This is a genomic window from Streptomyces argenteolus (assembly GCF_042902585.1).
Lineage (GTDB): Bacteria > Actinomycetota > Actinomycetes > Streptomycetales > Streptomycetaceae > Streptomyces > Streptomyces argenteolus.
Window position 1 is genome coordinate 427,583 of sequence record NZ_JBIBEG010000005.1, and the last position, 25,388, is coordinate 452,970.

Sequence of the window (25,388 nt, forward strand, 5' to 3'; positions counted from 1 at the left end):
TGTTGTACGGCGTACAGGAACTGTCATACGGTGTACGGGAAACGTCCCCCGTACACCGTACAAGTGCACCGGAACCAGGAGCCCGTATGACGGCGACCGCCGCCGAGCAGAAGGACCTCGCCCCCCGGAGCGGCCATGAGCGGCGCTGGCTGATCCTCGGTGTCATCTGCCTCGCCCAGCTCACCGTGCTGCTCGACAACACCGTGCTGAACGTCGCGATCCCCTCCCTGACCACCGAACTCGACGCCTCCACCGCCGACGTGCAGTGGATGATCAACGCCTACGCGCTCGTCCAGTCAGGTCTGCTGATCACCGCGGGCAGCGCCTCGGACCGCTACGGCCGGAAGAAGCTGCTGATCGCGGGCCTGGTGGTGTTCGGGGCCGGTTCGCTGGCGGCCGGGCTCGCGCAGTCCTCCGGGCAGCTGATCGCCGCCCGTGCCGGCATGGGCGTCGGAGGCGCGCTGCTGATGACGACCACCCTCTCCGTCGTCGTCCAGATCTTCGACGACGCCGAACGCGTCAAGGCGATCGGCATCTGGTCCACCGTCAACTCCCTCGGCTTCGCGGCCGGTCCGCTGCTCGGCGGGGCGATGCTGGCCCACTTCTGGTGGGGCGCGATCTTCCTGGTCAACATCCCGGTGGCGGTCGTCGGCCTGATCGCCGTCGTGCGGCTCGTCCCGGAGTCGAAGAACCCCAGCGGCGACCGCCCCGACCTGTTCGGGGCGCTGCTCTCCACGGTCGGCATGACCGCGGTCGTGTACGCGATCATCTCCGGCCCGGAGCACGGCTGGGGCTCCGGCGCGGTCCTGCTGACCGCCTTCGCCGGGGTCGCGGTGCTCACCGGCTTCGTCCTCTGGGAGCTCCACACCCCCCGTCCCATGCTGGACATGCACTTCTTCCGCAACCAGAGGTTCACCGGGGCGGTGGCGGGAGCGATCCTCGTCGCCTTCGGGATGACCGGTTCACTCTTCCTGCTCACCCAGCATCTGCAGTTCGTCCTCGGGTACGAGCCGCTGGAGGCGGGCCTGCGCACCGCGCCGCTCGCCCTCACCGTCGTCGCGCTCAACCTCACGGGGGCCGGTGCCCGGATCGTCGTGCGCCTGGGGACCCCCGTCACCATCGCTGTGGGAATGGGCCTGCTCTCCGGAGGGCTCGGCGCGATCGCGCTGCTGGGCGGTCACGGGTACGGCGGCATGCTGCTCGGCCTGGTCGTGATGGGCGCGGGCATCTCGCTCGCCATGCCCGCCATGGCCAACGCGATCATGAGCTCCATCCCCCCGGAGAAGGCCGGCGTGGGCGCCGGGGTGAACGGGACCCTCGCCGAGTTCGGCAACGGGCTCGGGGTGGCCGTCCTCGGCGCCGTGCTCAACTCGCGCTTCTCCGCGCTGGTTCCGGGAGCCGTCGGCGCGGCCTCGCTGCCCGCCGTGCTCTCCGCGGCGGACGGGGCGGCCGAGCGGGAACGCGTCACCGACGCGTTCGCCTCGGGCCTGGAGGCCAGCCAGCTCGCCGGCGCGGTCGCGGTCCTGGCCGGAGGGCTGCTGGCCGCGGCCCTGCTGCGCAGGGCGGAGCGCGCGGACGTGGACCGGGACCCCGGGGGGCGGGCATAGCATCGGACGGGGGCGCCGGTGCACAGGAGCGCCACCGCAAGACGAGGAGCGTGTGTCATGGGGTCCGCCGCAGACCGTGTGAAGAACCCTTCGCGGGTCAGTGTGTGGCTCGACCGGCGGACCCCCTCGCGTACACGACGGGCGGACCAGCCGGCCGGCCTCGACCGGGAGCGGATCACGGCGGCGAGCGTGCGGCTGCTGGACGCCGACGGACTGGCGAAGTTCTCCATGCGCCGCCTCGCAGCCGAGCTGGACGTCACGGCGATGTCCCTCTACTGGTACGTCGACACCAAGGACGACCTGCTGGAACTCGCCCTGGACACCGTCTTCGGCGAGCTCCCCGCCACCCCGGAGGACGCCGCCTGGCGTGAGCGGCTGCGCGAACTGGCCACGAACTACCGCCGGATGCTGGTCCGTCACCCCTGGGTGTCGGCGCTCATGGGCAGCTTTCTGAACATCGGCCCGCACTCCATGCTGTTCTCGTACGCCGTCCAGGACGTCGTCCGGGCCACCGGGCTGCCCCTGGAGCGGCAGGCGGGCGCGATGGCGGCCGTCTTCCAGTTCGTCTACGGATTCGGCACGATCGAGGGCAACTTCGTGCAGCGCACCGCACGGGCGGGGCTCACCCAGGACGAGTACGTCCAGCGGGCGATGGGCACGATCCGCGCGCATCCGGAGCTCGGCGACATCCTGCGCCCTTCGGAGCCGCTGATGGAGGCACGCGGAGGGGCCACGGTGGAGGAGTCGCGCGAGCAGGAGTTCACCGTCGCACTGGACCTGCTGATCACGGGTATCGAGGCGACGTGCGCCGGGGCGGAGCGCACCGGCTGACGGCCCCCGTCAGTATCCGCGACGGGTGTCCACGGCCAGTGCCGGCGTCCGCCCGCCGGCCACGTCCGCCCAGCAGGCCGCGAAGTCGGCCACGACGTCCTCCTCGGCCGTGATGCCCGCCGAGTGCGAGGTGATCACGGTGCGCGGCAGCCGCCATACGGGGTCCCCGGGGGCGGCGGGCTCCGCCGGGAGCACGTCCAGCACGGCCCCGCGCAGCGTCCCGGCGTGGAGCGCGGCCCCCAGCGCGGTCATGTCGACGGTCGCGCCCCGGCCCACGTTGACGAAGGTCGCTCCGCGCATCGCGGTGAAGCGGCCGGCGTCGAAGAAGCCTTCCGTGGCTCCGGTCGACGGGAGGGTGGACACCACCCACCGGGCCTCGCCCAGGGCCGTGGCCTCCTCGTCCGAGCCGGCGGTGACCACCCGGTCGAAGCCGGGCACCGGCCCGCGGGCCGTGCGGCTCACGCCGACCGTGCGCAGGGCGCAGGCCCGGAGCAGACCGGCGACCGCGGAGCCGATGCGCCCGGTGCCGTGGACGACGACGGTGCGGCCTGCGGCGAGTTCGGAGGGGAGACGGCGCCACTCGCCCCGGGCGTGCTGGGCGGTGTGCTCCGGGACGGCCTGGCACTCGGCGAGCACCCAGCCCAGCACGTACTGGGCGATCCGCTCGCCCATCCGCCCCACCGTCCGCGTCAGCAGGGCCCCTTCGGGCCAGGGCCCGGCGGAGAGCAGCGCGTCCGTACCGGCGTTGACGCTGTGGAACCACAGCAGCCGGGGGGTCCGCAGCGCCTCGGGCAGCGCGTCGCCGACGTAGACGAAGGGGCCGTCGGGCACCGCCGTGTCCGCGGGCCGCCCGGCGATCCGCTCCAGCTCGCGGACCAAGGAAGGGCTCACGGACGGGGAGGTCAGCAGGCGGGCCCGCGCGAGCGGGACCGGGTGGGGCGGTCGCATGCGTACGGTCAGCCGCCGTCCGAGAGGCGGGCCGGGAAGCCACCGGTGGCCACGGGGCCCCAGCGCTCCGGGGTGATCCGGATGAGGGACTTCCCCTGCTTGATCATCGCCGCCCGGTACTCGTCCCAGTCCGGGTGCTCGCCCGAGATGGTGCGGAAGTACTCGACGAGGGGCTCGACCGACTCCGGTGAGTCGATCACCTCCGCCGACCCGTCGATCTGGACCCAGGGTCCGTTCCAGTCGTCGGACAGGACGATGACGCTCACCCGCTCGTCCCGCCTGGCGTTGCGGGTCTTGGCCCGTTCGGGGTAGGTCGAGACGACGATCCGGCCGGCGTCGTCGACGCCGCAGGTGAGCGGTGACCCCTGGGGGCGGCCGTCGGACCGGGTGGTCAGCAGGATCGCGCGGTGCCTCGGCCGCACGAAATCCAGCAGTTCGGCCAGCTCCACGGCGGTGTTGGTCGCGATGTTGGGTGCCATGCGTCCAACCCTAGGCCCTGCCCCCGCGCCTAGGCCTGGACCGCTTCGCCCTGCACGGCCTGGATGTCGAGTTCCACCCGCAGGGTGGTGCCGATCGCGGAGATCCCCGCCTGTACGACCTGGTTGTAGTTCATCGCGAAGTCGTCACGGCGCAGCTCCGCGCTCGCGTGGAAGGCCGCACGCACCCCGCCCCACGGGTCGGGGCCGGTGCCCAGGTAGCTGAGGTCCAGGTCCACGTCCCGGGCCACGCCGTGCATCGTGAGCAGGCCGTGCACCGTCCACCGGTCGGGGCCGGCGGGGGTCAGCGCCCGGGAGCGGTAGGTGATCTCCGGGAACACCTCCACGTCGAGGAAGTCCGCCGAGCGCAGGTGCTTGTCCCGCATGGCGTTGCCGGTGTCGATGCTGGTGGACGCGATGAAGGCGTCCACCCGGGAGCGCTGTACGTCCTCGGCGATCTCGATCCGGCCGCCGAACTCGGTGAACCTGCCGTGCACGCTGGAGATGCCCAGGTGCTGGGCGACCGCTGCCACCGACGAGTGCACCGGGTCCAGCGACCAGGTGCCCGGGGGCGGCAGCTCCACACCGCCCTGCCGGGCCAGCACCACGGTGCCGGCCTCGACCCGGCCGCTGGCCGTGACGAGCGCGGTGGACGCGGCGGGGGCGTAACCGACCGCCGTGACGATCACCGTGTACGCGCCGGCCCGCAGGAGATCGTCGGTGCGGACGGCCCCGTTCTCGTCGGCGGCGGCGCGGAGCACCTGGGTGCCCGTCATGTCGGTCACGGTGACGATCGCGTGCTGGACCGCCCAGCCGTCCCGCGTGCGTACCTGTGCGCGAAGTCCCATCCCGTGTTCTCTCCTTGCTCGATCACTCATGAAGCGCGACTCGATGAGTCGGGCCCCGGGCGGGGTCGGCAGGCCGTCCCCTGCCTGCCGACCCCGCCACGGGGCCCTTTTCCGCCGGCGGCCACAGCCTCTCCGCTCGAAGTGCTGTTCCGCCAGTGGTCTTTGTGGATCTCTCCTACTCGCCCGGGTGGGCGAGCTCGATGTCGTGACCGTCGACTCCGCCGCCGGTCACGCTCAGGGCCGCGGCCACCGGCGGGTAGCCGGTCGCGATCACGGAGTACTCACCGGCGTCCAGGTCGGTGAAGGCGTAGGCCCCGTCCTCCCCGGTCGTCGAGGTGGCCACCACGTTGCCGGCCGCGTCGATCAGCGTGACGCGCGCGTCGTTCAGCGGCGTCCGGCCGGAACCGGCCCGGACGACACCCCGCACCAGCGCACCGGACCGCAGGGCCACGTCGACCCGGGTGACTCCCTGGCCGCCGACCTCGACCGGCAGGGCCAGCGGGCGGAAGCCCGCGGCCGTCACGGCGACGGTCACCGAGCCGGGGACGAGCTCACCGAAGGTGAACTCACCCGCGTCGCCCGAGACACCGGTGGCCAGCACATCGCCGCGCACGTCGGTCACGACGATCATCGCGCCCTCGACCGGGCTACCGCCCTCGGCGGCCCGGACGGCCCCGGAGAGGCCGCTCGTACCGGCGAGCAGGATGTCGTAGGCCAGCGGCTCGCCGGCCACGACCACGGTCGACGCCTGCGGCTGGAAGCCGTCGGCCGACGCGATCAGGACGTAGCTGCCGGCGCCCGGCGCGTCCAGTACGTAGCCGCCGTCCGCCTGGGCGACGGAGCGCCCCAGCTGCCTGCCGCCCAGCGAGATCAGCGTGACGGCGGCCCGGGCGACGGGTGCGCCCTCGGCGCCGCGCACCACACCGCGTACGGGGGTGCCCTGGACGGTGAGCTCGCTCGTGGGAGCGGGCTCCTCCTGGGCCGCGGACACGGGGATCCCGGAGGTCGCCCCGGCGACAGGAGCCGTGCCGGTGGTGGCCTCGACGGAGTCCGTGGCCGCGGTGGCCGCGGGGGCGTCGGAGGGTTCGGTGTCGTTGCCCGCCCTGGTCTTCAGCGCGACCTCCTTGATGAAGAGGGTCAGGACGAAGGCGACCAGCGCCGCGGGCGCGGCGTACAGGAAGACGTCGGCGACTCCGTGGCCGTAGGCGACCTCCATGACCGTGCGCAGCGGGGCGGGGAGCGTGTCCAGGTCGGGGATGCCCCCGCCGCCCGTGCCGCCGTGACCCAGCGCCGCACCTTCGGGGCCGAGGTCGGCGAGGCCGTCCTTGACGTAGTGGGTGACACGGTTGCCCAGGACGGCGCCCAGCGCCGAGACGCCGATCGCACCACCGAGGGAACGGAAGAACGTCACCACGGAGCTGGCCGCGCCCAGGTCGGAGGGCGCCACCTGGTTCTGCGTGGCGAGCACCAGGTTCTGCATCATCATGCCGATGCCGAGGCCCATGACGAACATGAAGACCGCGATGTGCCAGTACTCGGTGTCGTACCGGATGGTGCCCAGCATCCCGAGGCCCGCGGTGAGCAGGAAGCCACCGGAGACGAGCCAGGCCTTCCAGCGGCCCGTCTTGGTGATGATCTGGCCCGACACGGTCGAGGACAGGAACAGTCCGGCGATCATCGGGATGGTCATGACGCCGGACATCGTCGGCGACTTGTCCCGCGCCAGCTGGAAGTACTGGCTGAAGAAGACGGTGCCCGCGAACATTCCGATGCCGACGAACAGCGAGGCCGCGGAGGCCAGCGTGATCGTGCGGTTGCGGAAGAGGCGCAGCGGGATGATCGGCTCGCTGGCCTTGGACTCGATCAGCAGGAACAGTGCGATGAGGACGACGGTGCCGCCGAGCATCGTCCAGGTCTGCCAGGAGATCCAGTCGTACTTGTCACCGGCGAAGGTCACCCAGAGCAGCAGCAGCGAGACCGCGGCGCTGATGAAGAACGCGCCGGACCAGTCGACCTTGACCTCGCGCTTGACCACGGGGAGCTTCAGGGTCTTCTGGAGCACGATCAGGGCGATCACCGCGAACGGCACACCCACGTAGAAGCACCAGCGCCAGCCCATCCAGCTGGTGTCGGTGATGACACCGCCGAGCAGCGGACCGCCGACGGTGGCCACGGCGAAGACCGCGCCGAGGTAGCCGCTGTAGCGCCCGCGCTCGCGCGGGGAGATCATCGCGGCCATCACGATCTGGGCGAGGGCGGAGAGACCGCCGACGCCGATGCCCTGGACCACCCGGCAGGTGATCAGCATGCCGCTGCTGGTCGACAGACCGGCGACTATCGAACCGCCCACGTAGATGAGCAGGGCGATCTGGACCAGCAGCTTCTTGCTGAACAGGTCCGCGAGCTTGCCCCACAGCGGGGTGGTGGCGGTCATGGCCAGCAGCGAGGCCGTCACGACCCAGGTGTAGGCGCTCTGGCCGCCGCCGAGGTCCGAGATGATCTCGGGCAGCGCGTTGGAGACGACCGTCGACGACAGAATCGCGACGAACATGCCGAGCAGCAGCCCGGTCAGCGCTTCCATGATCTGCCGGTGTGTCATCGGCGCGCCTGCGGGGGCCTCTGCGGCCCCGTGCTTGGCGTGGCCGCCCCGCACACCGGGTGGTGTGGTCGTAGCCATGAAATTCCTTGTCTTTGCTTCTGTTACACGGGTGTACGGGTGTGCGAATCGTCGGAGTGCCCCGAGCGGCAGTCGCCGCTGTGCCTTCCGGGGGTGCACCCTCCGGTGCCACGACAGGAGAAGCTGTCGCGCAGCCGGGACAACAATGTGTTGAGCTGACCGACTTCTTCGTCGGTCCAGTCGATGAGGTTGTGGGCGAACATCTCGGTCGTCCGCAGGGTCAGCTCGTCCAGCAGTTCGTCACCCGCGGGGGTCAGCCGCAGGATGCGGGACCTCTTGTCCGCCGGGTCCGGTGACCGTTCGATCCAGCCGTTCTCCACCGCGTGAGCCACATGACGGCTGGTCACCGACATGTTCACGGCCAGGAGCTCGGCGAGCCTGGTGATCCGCATCTCGCCGTACTTGGCCAGCAGCGTCAGCACGGTGGCCGAGCCACCGGGACACTCGGCGGGCAGGATGCGGGCGAGCCCCCGTTTGACGGCCCCGACGGCGCTGAGCTGCCGGGCCAGTTCTTCGTACTGGCTCCGTGCTGCCACCGGCCCTCCAGACATCGCACGAGGTCATCTTGTTGCTTAGGGCAACGATAGAAGCGGTTGGTTGCCGCAGGCAAACGAAACGGGGCTTGCAGAAGTAAAGGAACGCAAAAGCCTCCGTAGGGGCCGGGTCAAGCGTGCAGCGCACGGAGGGTGGGCGGCGCCCGATGTGTTCCTGGCCACAGCGGGCGCCGGTCCGCAGGCGCCCCGTGGAGGCGGTGCGGAGCGCTCCGGCGGACCGTGAAGGGGACGTGTGCGCGCGGGAGGGGCATCGGCCCTTGTCGGCCCGGGGGTTGGGCGGGACGCCTGGGTTCGCTAGGGTCCTGGACCATGGCACACAACCCCCACGCCCAGCAGCCGGGCCCCGAGGGCACTCACGACCCGGCGGGCAGCACGCAGATGTTCCGCGCCTTTGTCGACGAGGGCGAGCCGCAGCGCGGGCCGCAGCCCGCGGCGACCTCGTCCGGCCCGAAGACCGGGGTGATCGTGGCCGTCGTCGCGGTCATCGTCGTCCTCGGTGCGGTCGCCTGGCTCGCGCTCGGCTGACCCCCCGCCCCGACCGTCACGGCCGGCCCCGCCCCTCCCGGGGGCAAGGGGGTCCGGCGGGCGTCCGTGCAAGCGCGTGACGCCGTCCTTCGTGGACCGCTCCCGCACCGCTCCGTCGGTGCGGGAGCGCTCGCGTTCCTGCCGCGTCCTTCCCTGGTGCGCGGGGGCCGCGCGGCACGGAAAAGGCCGGGCCGCCGGGGCAGCGGTCAGGATGCCCCGGCGGCCCGGCCGCGGTGTACCGGGCCGGATCAGTCGGCGATGAGCCCTTCCCTGAGCTGAGTGAGGGTCCGGGTCAGCAGGCGCGAGACGTGCATCTGCGAGATGCCGACCTCCTCGCCGATCTGCGACTGCGTCATGTTGGCGAAGAAGCGCAGCATGATGATCTGCCGCTCGCGCGGTGCGAGCTTGGCCAGCAGCGGCTTCAGGGACTCGCGGTACTCGACGCCTTCCAGCGCCGCGTCCTCGTACCCCAGGCGGTCGGCCAGCGAGCCCTCGCCGCCGTCGTCCTCGGGGGACGGGGAGTCCAGCGAGGATGCCGTGTAGGCGTTGCCCACGGCCAGGCCGTCGACCACGTCCTCCTCGGAGACCCCGAGCGCCTTGGCCAGCTCCGGCACCGTCGGCGAACGGTCGAGCTTCTGGGCGAGCTCGTCGCTGGTCTTGGTCAGGGCGAGCCGCAGCTCCTGGAGGCGCCGCGGCACCCGCACCGACCAGGAGGTGTCGCGGAAGAAGCGCTTGATCTCGCCCACGACGGTCGGCATCGCGAACGTGGGGAACTCCACGCCCCGTTCGCAGTCGAAGCGGTCGATCGCCTTGATCAGGCCGATCGTCCCGACCTGGACGATGTCCTCCATCGGTTCGTTACGGCTCCGGAACCGTGCCGCCGCGTACCGCACGAGCGGGAGGTTGAGCTCGATGAGTGTGTCCCGCACATAGGCCCGCTCCGGGCTGTCCGTTCCGTCGGGGCCCGAGGCGGGCTCCAGCGCGGCGAGCCGCAGGAACAGGGAGCGGGACAGGGTGCGGGTGTCGATGGCTTCCGGCGAGCTGGTGAGCACGGCAGGTGCCGGCACGCTCTTCGTGAGCGTGAGCACCTTCGAGCTGCCCTGTTCTGCGGACATGCCACCCCCTTGAGGTCGCGGACGGTCGCGGTGGCCACGACCATCGGAGGAACGCAGCCTCCACCTGAATACCGGCGGTGGGGCTGCGGCAAACGCGGTTCCAGCAGAATGTCACATGTCGGCAACACGCTGTAGTGACATGTCGACAAGTAAGCGCTGAAACTGCGCAGGAAACAGGGGGTGTGCGGCATTTACGCCCCCGGAACAGGCCCATTGAGGGTCTACCCGTTCCGGTTATGCCTCGATCCTGTTTGCGGATCGCAGTCGGGCGAAACTTCTGGCCAGAAGCCTTGACACATGCATCTGCGAGACGCCCAGTTCGGCGCTGATCTGAGACTGGGTCAGGTTGTTGTAGTAGCGCAGCAGCAGGATCCGCTGCTCGCGCTCGGGCAGCTGCACGAGCAGATGCCGTACGAGATCGCGGTGTTCGACCCCGGCGAGCGCCGGGTCCTCGTAGCCGAGCCGGTCCAGCAGTCCCGGCAGCCCGTCACCCTCCTGCGCCGCCTCGAGCGACGTCGCGTGGTACGAGCGCCCCGCCTCGATGCAGGCCAGGACCTCGTCCTCGGAGATCTTGAGCCGTTCGGCGATCTCGGCGGTGGTCGGTGAACGTCCGTGGGCGGTCGTCAGGTCCTCGGTCGCCCCGGTGACCTGGACCCAGAGCTCGTGCAGCCGGCGTGGCACGTGCACGGTCCGCACGTTGTCCCGGAAGTAGCGCTTGATCTCGCCGACCACGGTGGGCATGGCGAACGTCGGGAACTGGACACCGCGTTCCGGGTCGAAGCGGTCGATGGCGTTGATCAGGCCGATGGTGCCGACCTGGACGACGTCCTCCATCGGCTCGTTGCGGCTGCGGAAGCGGGCCGCCGCGTACCGCACGAGCGGCAGGTTCGCCTCGATCAGTGCCGTGCGCACCCTGTGGTGCTCCGGCGATCCGGGTTCGAGGTCCTTGAGCCGCCCGAACAGCACCTGGGTCAGGGCCCGGGTGTCCGCACCCCTGGTCCTGGCGGGTGTGGTGGGGTCGGGTGTCTCGGTCTGGATGTCGTCCGTCTGGACGTTCTGGGGCGGGACTTGAGGCGCTGTACTGGCCGGCACGGTGTCGCCACCCCTTTGCGGTCAACTACGGTCAACTCATCCGTCAAAAGCGGTCATAGCATCACAAGACAGGTCCACTGTGTGCAAGCACCGCATAGAGTCGTGTTGGGCATGTTTTGGTTTAAACATGCCGAAAAGCCCCTCTCCTGAAAGGGAGGGGCCTGCGGGACCGGATGCCGGAAAGAAATCAGAAGGGGTAGTCGGCGATCACCCAAGTGGCGAACGCGCGCCACTGTCCGGCCGCGGCCTGGTGGTCCGGGTGCTCGACGTACCGCTTGAGCGCGTCCTCGTCGGCGACCGCGGAGTTGATGGCGAAGTCGTAGGCGATCGGCCGGTCGGTGATGTTCCAGGCGCACTCCCAGAACTCCAGCTCGGGGATCTTCCCGCCGAGTTCCGCGAACGCCCGGGCACCCGCCACGACCCGCGGGTCGTCCCGCTCGACGCCGTCGTTCAGCTTGAACAGGACCAGGTGGCGGATCATGGGCTTCTCCTACTTCACCAGCTCGGACATGAAGTCTCCGACGCCCTCGGCGGCGCTGGAAATACCTTCGAAGCCTACTTGGACGAGGTCGGCGGCCCGTTCGGGAGAGGTGATGATCGTGTACAGCACGAAGACCACAACCATGTAGAGCGCGATCTTCTTCGCTTGCGCCACAGCCCTTCTCTCCCTCTCGATCACCTGTGCAGTCGCGTGATTCTAGCCGCACGTATGGGCGTATCCGCTGGCCGTTTCCGATCACTGATGGCGCTTTTAGGGTCGAAGGACCCTTCGATTCAGGCCCTTTGCCCGGGGGTGCGGCTTACGTCGAGGAGGAGGATGGGAGACGAGCCCGCAGCACCCGCAGGTATGCGCGGGCCGAGGAACGGGACCTCCACGAGGTCCGCACCGCGTGATTCCCCCTGACCGCGGCGAGGACCTCAGGTCCCCGTTCTCACCGGGGGAAGCGGCTTGTCCCCCCGATGCCGTTTCCCCCGACCTGACGCCCGAAGGGCCCGGCGCGACGCGCCGGGCCCTTCGCCGTCGTCCTTCCGGCGCGCGGTCAGTCCTTCCGCAGTCCGACCGTGCCGGAGGCCTGGCCGGTGGGGTCGTCACCGCTGCGGGGCGCCGGCACGACGACCGCGTCGACCACGGCCGCGTCCTCGGCGGCGAGACGTTCCATGCCGCTCGTCGTCTTGAGGGGCTTCTCCTTGACGAAGAGCACCGCGATCAGGGCGAGGAAGGCGAACGGCGTGGCGATGAGGAACAGGTCACCGGTCGCGACTCCGTACGCGTGCTCGACGATCTGCTTCATCGGTTCGGGCAGCGTGGTCATGTCGGGCACGGCGCTGCCGTGACCGCCGCCGGCCACCGGGATCCCGCTCTCCGCGAGGCCCTTGGACATCTCGCTGGCCACCCGGTTGGCGAGGATCGCGCCGAGCACGCTCGTCCCGATGGTGCCGCCGAGGCTGCGGAAGAACGACAGCACGGAGGTCGCGGCGCCCAGCTCGTGCGCGGGCACGTCGTTCTGCGCGGCGAGCACGAGGTTCTGCATCAGCATGCCGACGCCGATACCCATCAAGGCCATGTAGAGGCTGAGCAGCCCGAAGTGGGTCTCGGCGTCGATGGTCGAGAGGAGACCGAGGCCCGCCGTCATGGTGACGGCACCCGCGATGAGGTAGGCCTTCCACTTGCCGGTCGCGGAGATGAGCTGCCCTGCGACCGTCGAGGAGACCAGCAGACCACCGATCATCGGAAGGCTCATGAGCCCGGCGACGGTCGGGGACTTGCCCAGCGAGATCTGGAAGTACTGGGACAGGAACACCGTCCCGGCGAACATCGCGATACCGACGAAGAAGCTCGCCAGGGTCGTGAGCGTCACCGTGCGGTTGCGGAAGATGTCCAGCGGGATGATCGGTTCCGCGGCCCTGGACTCGACGAACACGGCGGCGGTGAGCAGCACGACGCCGGTGGCGACCAGCGCCGCCGTCTGCCAGGACGCCCAGTCGAAGCTGTTGCCGGCGAGGGAGGTCCAGATCAGCAGCGCGCAGACGCCCGCCACGATCAGAAAGGCGCCCAGCCAGTCGATCCGGACCTGACGGCGCACGGTGGGCAGCTTCAGGGTGCGCTGGAGCAGCACGATGCCGGCCAGCGCGAACGGCACGCCGATGAAGAAGCACCAGCGCCATCCGAGCCAGGAGGTGTCCACCAGGACACCGCCGATCAGCGGTCCGGCGACGGTGCCGACGGCGAAGACCGCGCCGAAGATCCCCGCGTACTTGCCGAGGCGGCGCGGCGGGATGATGGCGGCCATCACGATCTGGGCCAGCGCCGTGAGGCCGCCGGCGCCGATGCCCTGGATGACCCGGCTGACGATCAGGGTGACGACGTCCTGGGAGAAGCCGGCGACCAGCGAACCGACCACGAACAGGCCGAGCGAGAGCTGGAGCAGCAGCTTCTGGTTGAACAGGTCGGCGAGCTTGCCCCAGAGCGGCACGGTGGCCGTCATGGCGAGCAGCTCGGAGGTCACGACCCAGGTGTACGAGGACTGGCTTGCACCGAGGTCGGCGATGATCCGCGGCAGGGCGTTGGCGACGACGGTACCGGCGAGGATGGCGACGAACATCCCCGCCATCAGGCCGGACATCGCCTGGAGTATCTGCCGGTTGGACATGGAGGTGGGCGCCTGTCCCGGCGCCTCGGTTGCGGTCACGGAGTCCTTCTTCGGTGCTTGAGCAGAACGGGGTCGGGGATGTGGGTCACGGTGCCGGCGGTGGGCCGGGTCACTCCGTCGGTCGCCGGAGGCCGTGTGCCAGGTGGACGAAGGCCTCCTGGAAGGCCTCCGAGAGCACGGAGGTGCCGGGGCGGTCGCAGCAGTGCTCGAAGGCGACCCGCAGGGCGGTGTGGCTGACGGCGGCCAGCAGCCGGGGGTAGATCCCGGGGTCCTGGGGCTCTTCGGAGTCAGGCCGCGTGGCGTCGAGCCACTCGGTGACGGCGAGGGCCAGGGCCCGCTCGTCCGCCACGTGGGCGTTGAGGCCGCGCTGGATGAGGTGCGGTGAGCGCTGGAACACCGTGGACTGAAGGGCCCACAGCTCCTGCCGGTCCTCGAAGCCGTCCAGTTCGGCGACGAAGGCCTCGCGCACCGCGTCGAGCGGTGCCAGGCCGACGGGGGCACGGCGCACGGATTCCCTGATCCGCACCCCCACCTCGTCGTCGATCAGGACGAACGCGTCGTCATGGGTCGGGAAGTAGTTGAAGAACGTCCTGGGCGAGACACCGGCCGCCTCGCTGATGGCCTCGACCGTCACGTTCTCCACGCCGTGCTCGGCGGCGAGCCGTACGGCCGCCTCCGCGATGGCGTTCCGGGTGGCCTGCTTCTTGCGCTCCCGGAGCCCCGGTACGGATGTCGTCGTCTTCGGCACATCGTGCATGGTAGGCAAAAATGCACATCCTGCAAAATTATTTCCCGCGACTCCCGCCCCACCTTCTGCCTCCCTCCGAACCCATCCGTTGCGCAACGGCCGTTTGTGTCTCCATATGGTGAATATGACGTGACGCAGAGTCACTCATTGTGTGTGTGTTCCGTGACGGCCGGGCGCGCTCGGTGCAACCGACGGCGCCCTCAACTACCGGGAAGGAGTGAGTGTGAGCACTCGCTTTGGCACGACGCGAGGGAAGGCGCTCGCGGTCACCGCTGCGGCAGCGATCATCGCCGCGGCGCTCTGCGGGCCGGCGACCGCCGCCGAGGACGGCGGCGGGGACCACGGGCGCGGCGCGGACCACTGGGGCGTGATCACCCGCAACACGATCGGGTCCCCCGTCGCCGACCTGAGGAACGGTCCGTTCGGCTCGTTCGGTGTGACGGGCCCCTCCGCCAGCCCGCCCTACGGCCGGGGCAGCCTCGGCATCGAGGTGGCGGACGCGTCCACCTCGCTGACCCCTCCCAGCGAGAAGGTCGACTTCGGCAACGAGGTCGACTTCTTCGGCGGCCCGGTCCAGGGTCTGCGCAGGGTCGGCTTCCACGTCTTCCAGACCGGGGAGAACGTGGCCTACGGAGGCCCCGAGAACATGCCGAACATCAGGTTCGAGATCGATCCGAACCTGACGGCGCTTCCGGCCGACAACTACTCCACGCTGGTGTGGGTGCCGGACGCCGCCCCGGTGACGAACCGCTGGAGCGGCTTCCTCGACGCCACCTCGACGGGCTACTGGTTCCTCACGGGGAACGAGGTGCCGGCCTGCAACCAGGCCGCCAGGTGCTCCCTGGAGGAGGTGCAGGACGCACTCGACGACGGTGGTGCGGGTGCGACCGTCCTCACGGCCGCGGTCGGCAAGGGCCGTGACCACATGTGGATCGGCGCCGTCGACGGCCTGCGCATCAACCAGAACGTCTACGACTTCGAGGTCGACGGCGTCAGGGTACTCCGGGCCCGGTGACGCCCTCGGGCACCCGGGACGGAACGCAGTGAAGGGACCGGCCCTGACGGGTCGGTCCCTTCATCTCGCTGCGGTAGCGGAGGGATTTGAACCCTCGGTGAGTTTCCCCACACTCGCTTTCGAGGCGAGCTCCTTCGGCCGCTCGGACACGCTACCGAGAGAGAGCTTAGACCATGCCGGGCCTGGTTCGAAATCCGATACCCGGCGCCCCGCCCGAAGCCTCCCCGGGGCGGCTCAGCGGTCCCGGAAGAACGTGGTCAGCAGGTCGGCGCAGACGTCCTCCAGGACGCCGTGGATCACCTCCGGGCGGTGGTTGAGCCGGCGGTCGCGTACGACGTCCCAGAGCGACCCCGCGGCCCCGGCCTTCTCGTCCCGCGCCCCGTAGACCACCCGGCCGATCCGGGACTGGACCAGCGCGCCTGCGCACATCGTGCAGGGCTCCAGGGTGACGACCAGCGTGCAGCCGGTCAGGCGCCAGGTGCCCAGGGACGCGGCGGCGCGGCGCAGGGCGAGCACCTCGGCGTGCGCCGTCGGATCGCCGGTCACCTCCCGCTCGTTGTGGCCGGCGGCGATCAGTGCGCCGTCCGGGCCGAGGACGACGGCGCCGACCGGCACATCGCCGGCCGACGCCGCCAGCGCCGCCTCGTGCAGGGCGCGGCGCATGGGCGTCTGCCACGGGTCCCGTACGGGATCTGGGGGAGACGGTGAGGAGGGAGTGGGTGGTGGTGCGTTCACCCGCGGACCCTAACGGACGGCCTCCATGACCTCGGCCGCTCCCAGTGCGTCCGCGATCTCCGCCAGCGCGTCGGTGCGCAGCGTCAGCAGAGCCTTCTCGGACAGCCCGAGGTCGGCCAGGATCCCGAGATCGCCGAGCGGCCCCGCCGGTACGGCGTCGGGGTCGTCGTCCAGGTCGGTATCGGTGACAGCGGCGCCGGTGCTCCCGTCGGCGCCGTCGTCCTCGTCAGGCTCGCCGTCCTCCGTACCGTCGAGGTCGACGAGCTCCTCCAGTGCGGCGATCTCGTCCTCGGCCCCCGGTTCGCGGCCGAGCAGTTCATCGGTGAGCAGGATCTCCCCGTACGAGGAGCGGGCGGCGGCGGACGCGTCCGAGATGTAGATACGGGGGTCCTCCTCACCGTCCACCCGGACGACGCCGAACCAGGCGTCCTCCTGCTCGATGTAGACGAGGACCGTGTCCTCGTCCACCGAGGCCTCGTGGGCCAGATCCGTCAGGTCGGACAGGGTTTCCACATCGTCGAGCTCTGTATCGCTCGCTTCCCACCCGTCTTCGGTGCGCGCGAGCAGTGCGGCGAAGTACACCGTGACTCTCCCACTGGTCATAGGTGAATCGGTCCGACGGGAGGGCAGACGGTCATCCGGCTGCTCTGGGCCCCGCCCAATCGGCATCGTGGCAGAAACCGGCGCGATGCGAGACCTCTTCGACCGTTGCGTCGGCCATCTGTTGTCCGGGCGTCCGCCGGTGGACGGAATCCGGCCGCGCCTCCCGAGGGCTCTCCGAAGACCCCCGGAGCGCGCCTTCACCAGCGGAACGTACGCATCCGCATCTGTTGGCGCATACGGGCCGCACGGGCCCGGCGGGGCTGGACGCGGTCGCGGAGCTGCTTCGCCTCGTGGAGCTCGCGGAGGAACTGGGCGCGGCGCCTCCGGCGTGCCGCGTCACTCTCCTGCGCGTCCGTCACGTTCTCCTGCGCGTCGGGCAGGTCGCGCGCGTCGCGTCGTGCCTGCCGCTCTCGTGGCTGCTCCGCGTCGGGCAATCGTCACACCACCCCATGCCTGGGTCATGCCTGGGTCCGTATGCCCCCACCTTCCCCCCGAACAGGTGCTTGATGCCAGTGCGCACCGGCGAGAGGCCGTCACGGGGCCCGGTTACTGTTGAAGGCATGCGGATCCACGTCGTCGACCACCCGCTGGTCGCGCACAAACTCACCACGCTGCGCGACAAGCGCACCGACTCCCCGACCTTCCGGCGGCTCGCCGACGAGCTGGTCACCCTTCTCGCCTACGAGGCCACCAGGGATGTGCGGACCGAGCAGGTCGACATCGAGACCCCGGTGACGCCCACCACCGGCGTGAAGCTGTCCCACCCACGCCCGCTGGTCGTGCCGATCCTGCGCGCGGGCCTCGGCATGCTGGACGGCATGGTGCGGCTGCTCCCGACCGCCGAGGTCGGCTTCCTGGGCATGATCCGCAACGAGGAGACGCTCCAGGCGGAGACGTACGCCACGCGGATGCCCGAGGACCTCTCCGGCCGTCAGGTCTACGTCCTGGACCCGATGCTGGCCACCGGCGGCACGCTCGTCGCGGCCATCCGGGAACTGATCAAGCGCGGTGCGGACGACGTCACCGCGGTCGTGCTGCTCGCGGCGCCCGAGGGCGTCGAGGTGATGGAGCGCGAGCTGGCCGGCACGCCGGTCACGGTGGTCACCGCCTCGGTCGACGAGCGGCTCAACGAGAACGGCTACATCGTCCCGGGTCTGGGTGACGCCGGCGACCGGATGTACGGCACCGTCGACTGATCCGGCCGGTCCGGCCGGATCACGCCCGGTGCCCGTCGGTCAGCAGGCCGACGGGGCCGGGGACGGCTTCGTGAGGGCCGTGAGCGCCGATGCCGCCGCCGCGGGGGTGCTGAACGCCTTGAACTTCGTACCGATGATCAGATCGACGTCCGCCGTGCTGCGGGTGTCGGTCTTCTGTGCGGCCCCCGGCAGTTGGGTGGAGAGCACCGGGAACGAGCCGTTCATGGCTGTCGGACCGCCGAGCAGCATGCCGGTGCCGGGCACCTTCTTGTCGTAGGCAGCCGGGGCGTTGTCCACCTTGCCGATGACGAAGCCGCGCTTCTTGAGCTCGTCGGCGGCGGCCTTGGCCAGCCCGCTGCGAGGCGTCGCGTTGTAGATGTTGACCTTGATGGCGCCCGGCTGGGGCAGCGCCTTCGCGCGGGCCGAGGCGCTCGGCGAGGGGCAGGTCTTCGGGTGGCCCGCCGCGCTCGCCGTCTCGTCGCCGCCGGTGAACACGTCGATGAGCTGGAGGGTGCCCCAACCGGCCAGCCCGAGGGCCACCACGGCGGCGGCGGCCGAGAGGACCAGCTTGCGGCGATGACGGGGGCGGCGCATGCGCGGGTACGTGTTGCCCGTGATGCGGTACTTTCCGCCCATGCCGGGAGGGGTCAGCATGCTCATGGGCGCAGCGTAGTGCGACCGGGGAGTGATGCCTACTAAACGATCAGCCCATGGCACCCATATGAGCATAAAAACACTCGAAAGGCCCGAAATGCTCCCTGGGTGGGAGTGGCGGGTTCAGCCCAGTTCGAGCACGCGTGCGTGCAGCACCTGACGCTGCTGCAGGGCGGCGCGTACGGCTCGGTGCAGCCCGTCCTCGAGGTACAGGTCGCCCTGCCACTTCACGACGTGGGCGAACAGGTCGCCGTAGAACGTCGAGTCCTCGGCGAGCAGGGTCTCGAGGTCTAGCTGGCCCTTGGTGGTCACCAGCTGGTCCAGGCGGACCGGACGCGGCGCCACATCAGCCCACTGTCGGGTGCTTTCCCGGCCGTGGTCGGGATATGGCCGCCCATTTCCGATGCGCTTGAAGATCACACGGAAAGCCTACCGGGCAAGGCCCCTCGGGCGCAGCCAGGGAACGGGACTGCCATGCGGCGCGAATCCGGAGCAAACGGAGGAAAGCGCCGGGCTCTCCGTCCCGTTCCCGGCGGGGCCGGCGCCTCCCACCGCGGGCCGTGGGCGGGGCTCGCGGCCCGCGGAGGGAGAGGCGGGGGGCTTTCCCCGCCGGATGCCCCTACCGGGTGAGTCCGTGCGCGTGGCCCTCGCGCAGGGCGCCCTCGGACCGGGGCGTCGCCGCGGCGGCCGGGACCGGACGGGTCAGGGAGCTCAGGTCGTAGGCGTAGGTGCCCACGGCGTTGGCGATCACGTCGACGTTCGTGTCGAAGTGCGCCATGTCGATGTTGCCGAGGTCGTCGCAGGCCGCGTGGTAGCAGGGGTCGTAGGCGACGCCGGCCGTACCGCCGTATGTCGCGGCCTGCTCGGCCGTCTTGATGCCCTCGGCGCCCGTGTCCGTCCCTCCGGCCGGGATGCCGGCCTCGATGAACGGTCCGTAGTCGGAGCGGCCGGTGAAGTCCGTGCCGGTGTGCGGCTTGTCCTCGCGGTCGAGGAACGCGTTGATGTCGTGTTCCAGTTGGGCGGAGCCCTCCGGCCCTGGACCTTCGCCCTCGCCGTCGGAGTCGTCGCCGTCGAAGACGAACTGCACCCCGTTCGGGGAGGCGATCATGTCGAAGTTCAGGTAGAGCGCGATGTCCGCCCGCTGCGCCTCGGAGAGCCCGGTGACGTACGCCTCCGAACCCAGCAGTCCGTTCTCCTCCGCCGACCACCAGGCGAAGCGCACCTTGTTGGCGGGAGTCCGGTGCGACGCGGCCAGTTCCAGGGCCACTTCGAGGAGGCCGGCGGATCCGGACGCGTTGTCGTTGATGCCGGGGCCGTCGGTGACCGAGTCGAGGTGCGCGCCGAGCATGACGGTCTTCGCGGCGTTCCCGCCGCGTGTCTCGGCGACGACGTTGCGGGTGGTCCGCTCCTCCTGGAACTCGCGGATCTCGAAGGAGACCTTCACCTCGCCCGCGGCCAGGTCCGCGACGAGCTTCTCCCCCTCGCCCATCGTGAGCCCGCCGGTGGGGATCTTCCCCGACTCCACGTCGCCCAGCGTGCCGGAGAGGACGCCTTCGGTGTTGTTGTAGATCACCGCCCCCACCGCGCCGGCCTCCGAGGCCGCCGCCTGCTTCTCCGCGAACGAGCAGCCGCCCCGCTTGATCAGCGCGACCTTGCCGGTGAAGCCGGAGGAGGCGTAGTCGGCCGCCTCGCAGCCCGTGGTGCCGTCGACGGGGACGGCGGCGAGGGCCGCCGTGAGACCGCCCTCCGGGGTGGACGGGGTGTACGTCATCGCCTTGATCGTGACGTCCCGGGGCGTGGGGGAGACCACGGAGAGCTTCTCCGCGAGCGTCTCGGTGTAGACGAATTCGAACGCCTGGTAGCCGACGCGGTACCCGGCCTTCTGGAGCAGCCGGTACATGTAGGCGGCGGAGGCGTCGTGCCCGAGCGAGCCGGCCGCGCGGTGGCCGTCCGCCGAGTCGGCTATGGCCTGGAACCGCTCCAGATGCCGGTACGCGTCCTGTGCGGACGAGCGCTCGACCAGCTTCCGCGCGAGCTTGGACGCGTCCTTGGCCGGGTCGTGCGGCGCGTGCCCCGCGGTCGGGGAGGCGCCGAGAAGGAGCGGTGTGGCCAGGGCGGTGGCGGCCACGACAGCCATGGCTCTGCGACGAGTTGCGTGCACAGGAGTCCTTCCGATGTGAACGGATGTGGGGGGAAAGCTAGCGAGCCGACTGCCGTCTGTGAACAGTGCGGAGCGGTTCCTGATCGCGTTCCTGGCCCGTTCTGATCAGGAAACCGGCCCCTGCCGCTGGTGGCGGCCGGTGTGCGCGCTCACCGGGACCGGGCCGCCCTGGCCGCCGCTTTCGCCTGCTGCTTGTACGCGCGTACCTCGGCCAGGGACTCGGGGCCCGTGATGTCGGCCACCGACCGGTGCGAGCCCTCCTCGCCGTACGCCCCGGCCGCCTCCCGCCAGCCCGCCGGGCGCACGTCGAACTGCTTGCCCAGCAAGGCCAGGAAGATCTGTGCCTTCTGGGTGCCGAAGCCGGGCAGCGCGTTGAGCCGTTTCACGAGCTCGGCCCCGGTCCCGGCGTCCGCCCAGACCGCCTCGGCCCGCCCGTCGTACTCGGCGACCAGGTACTGGCACAGCTGCTGCACCCGCTTGGCCATGGAGCCGGGGTAGCGGTGCAGGGCGGGTTTCGCGGTGAACAGTTCGGTGAACGCCTCGGGGTCGTACGCCGCGATCGCGCGGGCGTCCAGGTCGTCCGACCCCATGCGCTGCGCCAGCGTGTACGGGCCGCTGAACGCCCACTCCATCGGCACCTGCTGGTCCAGCAGCATGCCGACGAGGGCGGCCAGCGGGCTGCGGCCCAGGAGGGCGTCCGCGTCGGGCTGCTGGGCGATCCGCACGGTGCGGGCCTTGCCGTCGTCGCTCTTGGTCATGTCTTCGATGATCGCGAGGTGGGCGGCGATCGGCGACTCGGTGTCATGGGCCGCCGCTCCCGGCAGCAAACGCCCGGGCCGGGGACGGGTGCTGCCTCGGGCCGGGCCGGGCCGGACCGGCCCGTGCGGGGGCGGGGGACCGGCCGGGTGGCGGTGGGCCGCGCGGGGACAGGCCCAGCGTGAGGGCGGGAGAGGTCGTGGGGGAGGAGGGGGAGGGGCCGTGCGGCCCCGGCCCCCCGCCCTCCCCCGGGCGGTGGGCCGGGGGAGGGCAGCCCGGCCGTCAGGCGTCGTGCGAGGGCCCGGCTCTCACCCGGTGGCGCCGGTGAGCTCGCCACCGTCGTCCATGACCGGCCGGATCAGCACCGGATGGACGGGTGCTCCCTCGGGCTGTGGGCACTGCGCGATGCGTGCGGCGATCTCGGTGACCCTCTCCGGACTCGCGCAGTCGAGCACCCAGTACCCGGCGAGCCGCAGCTCGCCCTCCCGGTCCGGGCCGTCCGAGACCACCGGCCGACCGTCCGCGCCGGGCGGCAGCACAGACCGGGTCCTGGCGGGCTCGGCCAGGCCCTGGCCCTCGACCATCTCGCCGGACTCGACGAGTTCGGCGTTGATCCCTTCCATGAAGGCGAACATCGCCCTGACATCCTGCTCGGTCCACGCGGGACTGTCCGCCGACGCCCTGCCGGCCATGGCCTCGTAGTCGGCCTGTGTGCCCTGGACCATCACGAAGTACTTCACGGTGCCGCTCCTCGGCTTGCCGGGTCGCCGCCCCGTGCGAGCGGCTCCCCCAGGGGACGCCGGAGCCCTCGGACGGGCCCCCGCACCACGCGGGACGTCTCCCGAAATCACTCCGCCGCGCGGGGCCGGAAGCGGCCCCCGTAGAGTTCGGCTGCGTCGTCCCGCCAACCCCGAGGTACCGGTCGTGTCCCCCGCATCGCCCCCGCCCGCCGTCCCCGCTCCCGCATCCGCCGTGAGCGTCGTGGGGATCGGCGCCGACGGCTGGGCGGGTCTGCCGGCGACGGCCCGCGCCGTGCTCCTGGACGCGGAGGTCCTGATCGGCGGTGAACGTCAGTTGGGGCTGCTCCCGCCGGAGTGCGCGGGCCGGCGGGTGTCCTGGCCCTCCCCCCTGCGGCCCGCCGTCCGGGGCCTGCTCGCCGCCCACGCCGGGAGCAGGACCGCCGTGCTGGCCAGCGGCGATCCCATGTTCTACGGCATCGGCCGCGCCCTCACCGAGGAGCTGGGCGCGGGGGCGCTCCGGGTGCTGCCGCACCCGTCCTCGGTCTCGTACGCCTGTGCCAGGCTGGGGTGGCCGGTGGAGGACACCGGCACCGTCACCCTCGTCGGACGTCCCACGGCCCGGCTGGCCGCGGCGCTGCACGACGGACGCCGGCTGCTGGTCCTCTCCGCGGACGCGGCCACCCCGGCCGCCGTGGCCGCCCTGCTGCGGGACCACGGCTTCGGGACCAGCCGGGTGCGGGTCCTGGAACAGCTCGGCGGCCCGGCCGAGGACTGCCTGGACGGCACGGCGGACACCTGGGAGCACCCGCCGGGCGACCCCTTGAACGTCATCGCGGTGGAGTGCCGGAGCGATCCGGGCACCCTCCGCCTCGGGACCGTGCCGGGGCTGCCCGACGAGGCGTACGAGCACGACGGTCAGCTCACCAAGCGCCATGTGCGGGCGGCGACCCTCGCCGTGCTCGCGCCCGCCCCCGGCGAACTCCTGTGGGACGTCGGCGGCGGCTCCGGTTCGATCGCGGCGGAGTGGATGCGGGCCCATCCGTCCTGCCGTGCGGTCACCGTGGAACGCGACCCGGTACGGGCCGCGCGCATCACCCGCAACGCGGACCGGCTCGGCGTCCCCGGGTTGCGCGTGGTCACCGGCAGGGCGCCGGAGGCGCTGGCCGGGCTGCCCGTGCCCGACGCCGTGTTCATCGGCGGCGGGCTCACCGCGCCGGGACTGCTCGACGCCTGCTGGGACGCCCTGCCACCCGGGGGCCGGCTCGTCGCCAACACGGTGACGTTGGAGTCGGAAGCGCTGCTCGCCGACCGGTACCGGCGGCTCGGCGGAGAGCTGGTCCGCCTCGCCGTCGCGCAGGCGGTGCCCGTCGGCGGCTTCACGGGCTGGCGCCAGGCGATGCCCGTCACCCAGTGGTCCGTACGAAAACCCGCTCCCGAGCCCACGGACGCCGGTCCGGGGGGTTCCCCCGGCCTCTCGCCCGCCCCCGCAACCACGCACGCCCCAGGAGACGACAGATGACCGTGTACTTCATCGGTGCGGGACCCGGTGCCGCCGACCTGATCACGGTGCGCGGCGCGCGGATCCTCGGAACCAGCCCGGTCTGCCTGTACGCGGGCAGCCTCGTCCCGCGTGATCTGCTCGCCGCGTGCCCGGCGGACGCCCGGCTGGTGGACACGGCTCTGCTCGACATCGACCAGATCACCGCCGAGCTGGTGCGGGCCCACCGGGAGGGCCACGACGTCGCCCGGCTGCACTCGGGGGACCCGTCGGTCTTCAGCGCGGTGAACGAGCAGATGCGGCGGCTCGACGAGGCGGGCGTGCCCTACGAGGTCGTGCCCGGGGTGCCCGCGTTCGCCGCCGCCGCGGCGGCGCTCAAGCGTGAGCTGACGGTGCCCACGGTCGGCCAGACCGTGATCCTCACCCGCATCGCCCAGCAGGCGACCGCGATGCCCGAGGGCGAGGACCTGGCCACGCTGGGCCGCAGTGGCGCGCTCCTCGTGCTCCACCTCGCGGCGCGGTACGTGGACCGGGTGGTCGACGAACTGCTGCCGCACTACGGGGCCGACTGCCCTGCCGCCGTGGTCGCCATGGCCTCACGACCGGACGAGATCGTCCTGCGCGGAACGCTGGACGACATCGCCGAGCAGGTGAAGTCGGCCGGGGTGGTCCGCACGGCGGTGATCATGGTCGGCCGGACGCTGGGGGCGGAGCAGTTCCGCGACAGCCACCTCTACTCTCCGGCGCGTGACCGGCACACCTGCTGACGGGGCCGTGCGTGAGACCTGCTGACGAGGCCGTACGCGCCGGGCGCGGGGGCGCCCGTACCCGCGGCCGTCAGCGCACCTCGCTGCGTCCCACGACCGTCCCCGCACGGTCGACGCAGATCACGTCCACCGCCACCGGCGCCCCCCGCAGCACCGACAGCGCCTGGTCCCTGGCCGCCACCGCCACCAGGTCGCCGAGGGGCACACCGGCCGCCGTGCACAGCTGAAGCGCGGCGAGGCCTGTGTTGGCGGACTCGATCTCGGACGCCAGTGCCTCGCTCGCGCCGCCCTGCCGCGCCAGCCTCGCCAGGAACGGCTTGTCGACCTGGGAGCGGCCCGAGTGCAGATCCAGGTGACCGGCGGCCAGCTTGGACAGCTTGGCGAAGCCGCCGCAGACCGTCAGCCGCTCCACCGGATGCCTGCGGACGTACTTCAGCACCGCGCCCGCGAAGTCCCCCATGTCCAGCAGTGCGATCTCGGGCAGCCCGTACTCGGCCACCACCGTCTTCTCCGAGGTCGAGCCCGTGCACCCGGCGACGTGCCGGTGGCCGGCCGCGAGCGCCACGTCCACGCCGCGGCGGATGGAGTCGATCCAGGCCGAGCAGGAGTACGGCACGACGATGCCGGTCGTGCCCAGGATCGAGATTCCGCCCAGGATGCCCAGGCGGATGTTCCACGTGAAACGTGCGATCTCCTCGCCGTCGTCCACGGAGACCGTGATCTCGACGTCGCCGGTGCCGCCGTGCTCCGCGGCCACCCTCGCGATGTGCTCGCGCATCATCTGGCGGGGGACGGGATTGATGGCGGGCTCCCCGACCTCCAGCGGCAGTCCGGGCAGCGTCACCGTGCCCACCCCCGGACCGGCCCGGAACACCACCCCGGACCCGGCGGGGAGCAGCCGTACGGTCGACCGCACCAGCGCACCGTGGGTGACGTCCGGGTCGTCGCCCGCGTCCTTGACCACGCCGGCCGTGGCCTGCCCGGCGTCGAGCTCCTCGACGGCGAGTGCGAAGGCGGGCGTCTGGCCCCGGGGCAGGGAGATGGTGACCGGATCGGGGAACTCCCCCGTCAGCAGCGCCGTGTACGCCGCGGTGGTCGCCGCCGTCGCACAGGCACCGGTGGTCCATCCCGGCCTCAGACCGGTGTGCTTGAGTTGGGCGGTGCGCCCGCCCTGCGCCTCACTGCTCATGG

27 protein-coding genes and 1 tRNA gene are annotated in these 25,388 nt (G+C 71.3%); 7 read left to right on the forward strand and 21 right to left on the reverse strand.

The window, feature by feature from the left end:
* The first annotated feature begins 86 nt into the window (after positions 1-86).
* Positions 87-1,607 carry an MFS transporter gene (locus ACFY8O_RS20710; RefSeq protein ID WP_387904375.1) on the forward strand — a complete coding sequence of 507 codons (1,521 nt, stop codon included), beginning with the start codon at positions 87-89 and terminating at the stop codon, positions 1,605-1,607.
* A 57-nt stretch (positions 1,608-1,664) separates the two neighbouring features.
* Positions 1,665-2,438 (forward strand): TetR/AcrR family transcriptional regulator, encoded by a 774-nt coding sequence (locus ACFY8O_RS20715; RefSeq protein WP_387904377.1) that lies wholly within the window; start codon positions 1,665-1,667, stop codon positions 2,436-2,438.
* A gap of 9 nt (positions 2,439-2,447) precedes the next feature.
* Here the strand turns inward: ACFY8O_RS20715 and ACFY8O_RS20720 are convergent, their stop codons facing one another.
* The 5 genes from ACFY8O_RS20720 to ACFY8O_RS20740 form a co-directional block, all read right to left on the reverse strand.
* On the reverse strand, positions 2,448-3,386 hold the full coding sequence (locus tag ACFY8O_RS20720; RefSeq protein ID WP_387904379.1) for a D-2-hydroxyacid dehydrogenase: 939 nt from the start codon (positions 3,384-3,386) through the stop codon (positions 2,448-2,450).
* An 8-nt stretch (positions 3,387-3,394) separates the two neighbouring features.
* Entirely contained in the window at positions 3,395-3,865 is a 471-nt protein-coding gene (locus ACFY8O_RS20725; RefSeq protein WP_145807793.1) for a PPOX class F420-dependent oxidoreductase, read from the reverse strand.
* Positions 3,866-3,894: 29 nt separating this feature from the next.
* Entirely contained in the window at positions 3,895-4,710 is an 816-nt protein-coding gene (locus ACFY8O_RS20730; protein ID WP_145807791.1) for a YceI family protein, read from the reverse strand.
* Positions 4,711-4,885: 175 nt separating this feature from the next.
* Entirely contained in the window at positions 4,886-7,387 is a 2,502-nt protein-coding gene (locus ACFY8O_RS20735) for an MFS transporter (RefSeq protein ID WP_387904382.1), read from the reverse strand.
* Between the two features lie 23 nt (positions 7,388-7,410).
* Complete coding sequence (locus tag ACFY8O_RS20740) at positions 7,411-7,923, reverse strand: MarR family winged helix-turn-helix transcriptional regulator (RefSeq protein ID WP_145807787.1); 513 nt, start codon at positions 7,921-7,923, stop codon at positions 7,411-7,413.
* A 327-nt stretch (positions 7,924-8,250) separates the two neighbouring features.
* Between ACFY8O_RS20740 and ACFY8O_RS20745 the strand changes: the two genes are divergently transcribed.
* Complete coding sequence (locus ACFY8O_RS20745) at positions 8,251-8,466, forward strand: hypothetical protein (RefSeq protein ID WP_387904385.1); 216 nt, start codon at positions 8,251-8,253, stop codon at positions 8,464-8,466.
* Between the two features lie 248 nt (positions 8,467-8,714).
* Here the strand turns inward: ACFY8O_RS20745 and ACFY8O_RS20750 are convergent, their stop codons facing one another.
* The 6 genes from ACFY8O_RS20750 to ACFY8O_RS20775 all read right to left on the reverse strand — a co-directional run bounded on the left by ACFY8O_RS20750 (position 8,715) and on the right by ACFY8O_RS20775 (position 14,081).
* Positions 8,715-9,581 carry an RNA polymerase sigma factor SigF gene (locus ACFY8O_RS20750; RefSeq protein ID WP_145807784.1) on the reverse strand — a complete coding sequence of 289 codons (867 nt, stop codon included), beginning with the start codon at positions 9,579-9,581 and terminating at the stop codon, positions 8,715-8,717.
* A gap of 234 nt (positions 9,582-9,815) precedes the next feature.
* A complete protein-coding gene (locus ACFY8O_RS20755) occupies positions 9,816-10,673 on the reverse strand; it encodes an RNA polymerase sigma factor SigF (protein WP_145807781.1) in 858 nt (285 codons plus the stop codon).
* A gap of 187 nt (positions 10,674-10,860) precedes the next feature.
* On the reverse strand, positions 10,861-11,154 hold the full coding sequence (locus ACFY8O_RS20760; protein ID WP_145807778.1) for a Dabb family protein: 294 nt from the start codon (positions 11,152-11,154) through the stop codon (positions 10,861-10,863).
* 9 nt (positions 11,155-11,163) lie between these two features.
* Positions 11,164-11,328 (reverse strand): hypothetical protein, encoded by a 165-nt coding sequence (locus ACFY8O_RS20765; protein WP_167526209.1) that lies wholly within the window; start codon positions 11,326-11,328, stop codon positions 11,164-11,166.
* Positions 11,329-11,713: 385 nt separating this feature from the next.
* Positions 11,714-13,324: an MDR family MFS transporter gene (locus ACFY8O_RS20770; RefSeq protein WP_387904569.1), complete on the reverse strand. Its 1,611-nt coding sequence runs from the start codon at positions 13,322-13,324 to the stop codon at positions 11,714-11,716.
* A gap of 109 nt (positions 13,325-13,433) precedes the next feature.
* Entirely contained in the window at positions 13,434-14,081 is a 648-nt protein-coding gene (locus ACFY8O_RS20775) for a TetR/AcrR family transcriptional regulator (RefSeq protein ID WP_387904390.1), read from the reverse strand.
* 214 nt (positions 14,082-14,295) lie between these two features.
* Here ACFY8O_RS20775 and ACFY8O_RS20780 point away from each other — a divergent pair, with 214 nt between their 5' ends.
* Positions 14,296-15,087, forward strand: a complete 792-nt coding sequence (locus ACFY8O_RS20780) for a hypothetical protein (protein WP_387904391.1) — start codon at positions 14,296-14,298, stop codon at positions 15,085-15,087.
* 71 nt (positions 15,088-15,158) lie between these two features.
* Here ACFY8O_RS20780 and ACFY8O_RS20785 read toward each other — a convergent pair.
* From ACFY8O_RS20785 to ACFY8O_RS20800, 4 genes are all read right to left on the reverse strand, one after another.
* Positions 15,159-15,243 (reverse strand) — tRNA-Ser (locus ACFY8O_RS20785).
* Positions 15,244-15,321: 78 nt separating this feature from the next.
* The gene (gene tadA, locus ACFY8O_RS20790; RefSeq protein ID WP_387904572.1) at positions 15,322-15,750 is read right to left on the reverse strand and encodes a tRNA adenosine(34) deaminase TadA; all 429 of its coding nucleotides are present in this window, start codon (positions 15,748-15,750) and stop codon (positions 15,322-15,324) included.
* Between the two features lie 81 nt (positions 15,751-15,831).
* Positions 15,832-16,404 carry a tRNA adenosine deaminase-associated protein gene (locus tag ACFY8O_RS20795; RefSeq protein WP_387904574.1) on the reverse strand — a complete coding sequence of 191 codons (573 nt, stop codon included), beginning with the start codon at positions 16,402-16,404 and terminating at the stop codon, positions 15,832-15,834.
* Positions 16,405-16,622: 218 nt separating this feature from the next.
* Positions 16,623-16,859, reverse strand: coding sequence for a hypothetical protein (locus tag ACFY8O_RS20800; protein ID WP_145807769.1), 237 nt, complete (start codon positions 16,857-16,859; stop codon positions 16,623-16,625).
* A gap of 126 nt (positions 16,860-16,985) precedes the next feature.
* Here ACFY8O_RS20800 and upp point away from each other — a divergent pair, with 126 nt between their 5' ends.
* Positions 16,986-17,621 (forward strand): uracil phosphoribosyltransferase, encoded by a 636-nt coding sequence (upp, locus tag ACFY8O_RS20805; protein ID WP_073750868.1) that lies wholly within the window; start codon positions 16,986-16,988, stop codon positions 17,619-17,621.
* 39 nt (positions 17,622-17,660) lie between these two features.
* Here the strand turns inward: upp and ACFY8O_RS20810 are convergent, their stop codons facing one another.
* From ACFY8O_RS20810 to ACFY8O_RS20830, 5 genes are all read right to left on the reverse strand, one after another.
* The gene (locus tag ACFY8O_RS20810) at positions 17,661-18,257 is read right to left on the reverse strand and encodes a LytR C-terminal domain-containing protein (protein ID WP_145808275.1); all 597 of its coding nucleotides are present in this window, start codon (positions 18,255-18,257) and stop codon (positions 17,661-17,663) included.
* 141 nt (positions 18,258-18,398) lie between these two features.
* Complete coding sequence (locus ACFY8O_RS20815) at positions 18,399-18,695, reverse strand: type II toxin-antitoxin system VapB family antitoxin (RefSeq protein ID WP_003955420.1); 297 nt, start codon at positions 18,693-18,695, stop codon at positions 18,399-18,401.
* Between the two features lie 199 nt (positions 18,696-18,894).
* The gene (locus ACFY8O_RS20820) at positions 18,895-20,412 is read right to left on the reverse strand and encodes a M20/M25/M40 family metallo-hydrolase (RefSeq protein ID WP_387904577.1); all 1,518 of its coding nucleotides are present in this window, start codon (positions 20,410-20,412) and stop codon (positions 18,895-18,897) included.
* Between the two features lie 173 nt (positions 20,413-20,585).
* Positions 20,586-21,194, reverse strand: coding sequence for an HhH-GPD-type base excision DNA repair protein (locus ACFY8O_RS20825; protein ID WP_145807765.1), 609 nt, complete (start codon positions 21,192-21,194; stop codon positions 20,586-20,588).
* A 306-nt stretch (positions 21,195-21,500) separates the two neighbouring features.
* Positions 21,501-21,932: a YciI family protein gene (locus tag ACFY8O_RS20830; RefSeq protein ID WP_145807762.1), complete on the reverse strand. Its 432-nt coding sequence runs from the start codon at positions 21,930-21,932 to the stop codon at positions 21,501-21,503.
* A 184-nt stretch (positions 21,933-22,116) separates the two neighbouring features.
* Between ACFY8O_RS20830 and cbiE the strand changes: the two genes are divergently transcribed.
* Together cbiE and cobM are read left to right on the forward strand one after the other, a co-directional pair.
* The gene (gene cbiE, locus ACFY8O_RS20835; protein WP_387904395.1) at positions 22,117-23,451 is read left to right on the forward strand and encodes a precorrin-6y C5,15-methyltransferase (decarboxylating) subunit CbiE; all 1,335 of its coding nucleotides are present in this window, start codon (positions 22,117-22,119) and stop codon (positions 23,449-23,451) included.
* Positions 23,448-24,197 carry a precorrin-4 C(11)-methyltransferase gene (cobM, locus tag ACFY8O_RS20840; protein WP_145807758.1) on the forward strand — a complete coding sequence of 250 codons (750 nt, stop codon included), beginning with the start codon at positions 23,448-23,450 and terminating at the stop codon, positions 24,195-24,197. The genes cbiE and cobM overlap by 4 nt, the downstream gene beginning before the upstream one ends.
* A gap of 70 nt (positions 24,198-24,267) precedes the next feature.
* On the opposite strand, the gene ACFY8O_RS20845 is transcribed toward cobM, so the two are convergent.
* A complete protein-coding gene (locus ACFY8O_RS20845) occupies positions 24,268-25,386 on the reverse strand; it encodes a cobalt-precorrin-5B (C(1))-methyltransferase (RefSeq protein ID WP_387904398.1) in 1,119 nt (372 codons plus the stop codon).
* Between the last annotated feature and the right edge of the window lie 2 nt (positions 25,387-25,388).

Bases quoted from the DNA above. Each gene is read 5' to 3' on its own strand.
- ACFY8O_RS20745 (WP_387904385.1), top strand. From the start codon at position 8,251: ATGGCACACAACCCCCACGCCCAGCAGCCGGGCCCCGAGGGCACTCAC.
- tadA (WP_387904572.1), bottom strand. From the start codon at position 15,750: ATGCGCCGCGCCCTGCACGAGGCGGCGCTGGCGGCGTCGGCCGGCGAT.
- cobM (WP_145807758.1), top strand. From the start codon at position 23,448: ATGACCGTGTACTTCATCGGTGCGGGACCCGGTGCCGCCGACCTGATC.
- upp (WP_073750868.1), top strand. From the start codon at position 16,986: ATGCGGATCCACGTCGTCGACCACCCGCTGGTCGCGCACAAACTCACC.
- ACFY8O_RS20770 (WP_387904569.1), bottom strand. From the start codon at position 13,324: ATGTCCAACCGGCAGATACTCCAGGCGATGTCCGGCCTGATGGCGGGG.
- ACFY8O_RS20845 (WP_387904398.1), bottom strand. From the start codon at position 25,386: ATGAGCAGTGAGGCGCAGGGCGGGCGCACCGCCCAACTCAAGCACACC.
- ACFY8O_RS20720 (WP_387904379.1), bottom strand. From the start codon at position 3,386: ATGCGACCGCCCCACCCGGTCCCGCTCGCGCGGGCCCGCCTGCTGACC.
- ACFY8O_RS20735 (WP_387904382.1), bottom strand. From the start codon at position 7,387: ATGGCTACGACCACACCACCCGGTGTGCGGGGCGGCCACGCCAAGCAC.
- ACFY8O_RS20810 (WP_145808275.1), bottom strand. From the start codon at position 18,257: ATGGGCGGAAAGTACCGCATCACGGGCAACACGTACCCGCGCATGCGC.
- ACFY8O_RS20710 (WP_387904375.1), top strand. From the start codon at position 87: ATGACGGCGACCGCCGCCGAGCAGAAGGACCTCGCCCCCCGGAGCGGC.
- ACFY8O_RS20775 (WP_387904390.1), bottom strand. From the start codon at position 14,081: ATGCACGATGTGCCGAAGACGACGACATCCGTACCGGGGCTCCGGGAG.
- ACFY8O_RS20825 (WP_145807765.1), bottom strand. From the start codon at position 21,194: ATGACCAAGAGCGACGACGGCAAGGCCCGCACCGTGCGGATCGCCCAG.
- ACFY8O_RS20715 (WP_387904377.1), top strand. From the start codon at position 1,665: ATGGGGTCCGCCGCAGACCGTGTGAAGAACCCTTCGCGGGTCAGTGTG.
- ACFY8O_RS20760 (WP_145807778.1), bottom strand. From the start codon at position 11,154: ATGATCCGCCACCTGGTCCTGTTCAAGCTGAACGACGGCGTCGAGCGG.
- ACFY8O_RS20820 (WP_387904577.1), bottom strand. From the start codon at position 20,412: ATGGCTGTCGTGGCCGCCACCGCCCTGGCCACACCGCTCCTTCTCGGC.
- ACFY8O_RS20725 (WP_145807793.1), bottom strand. From the start codon at position 3,865: ATGGCACCCAACATCGCGACCAACACCGCCGTGGAGCTGGCCGAACTG.
- ACFY8O_RS20730 (WP_145807791.1), bottom strand. From the start codon at position 4,710: ATGGGACTTCGCGCACAGGTACGCACGCGGGACGGCTGGGCGGTCCAG.
- ACFY8O_RS20750 (WP_145807784.1), bottom strand. From the start codon at position 9,581: ATGTCCGCAGAACAGGGCAGCTCGAAGGTGCTCACGCTCACGAAGAGC.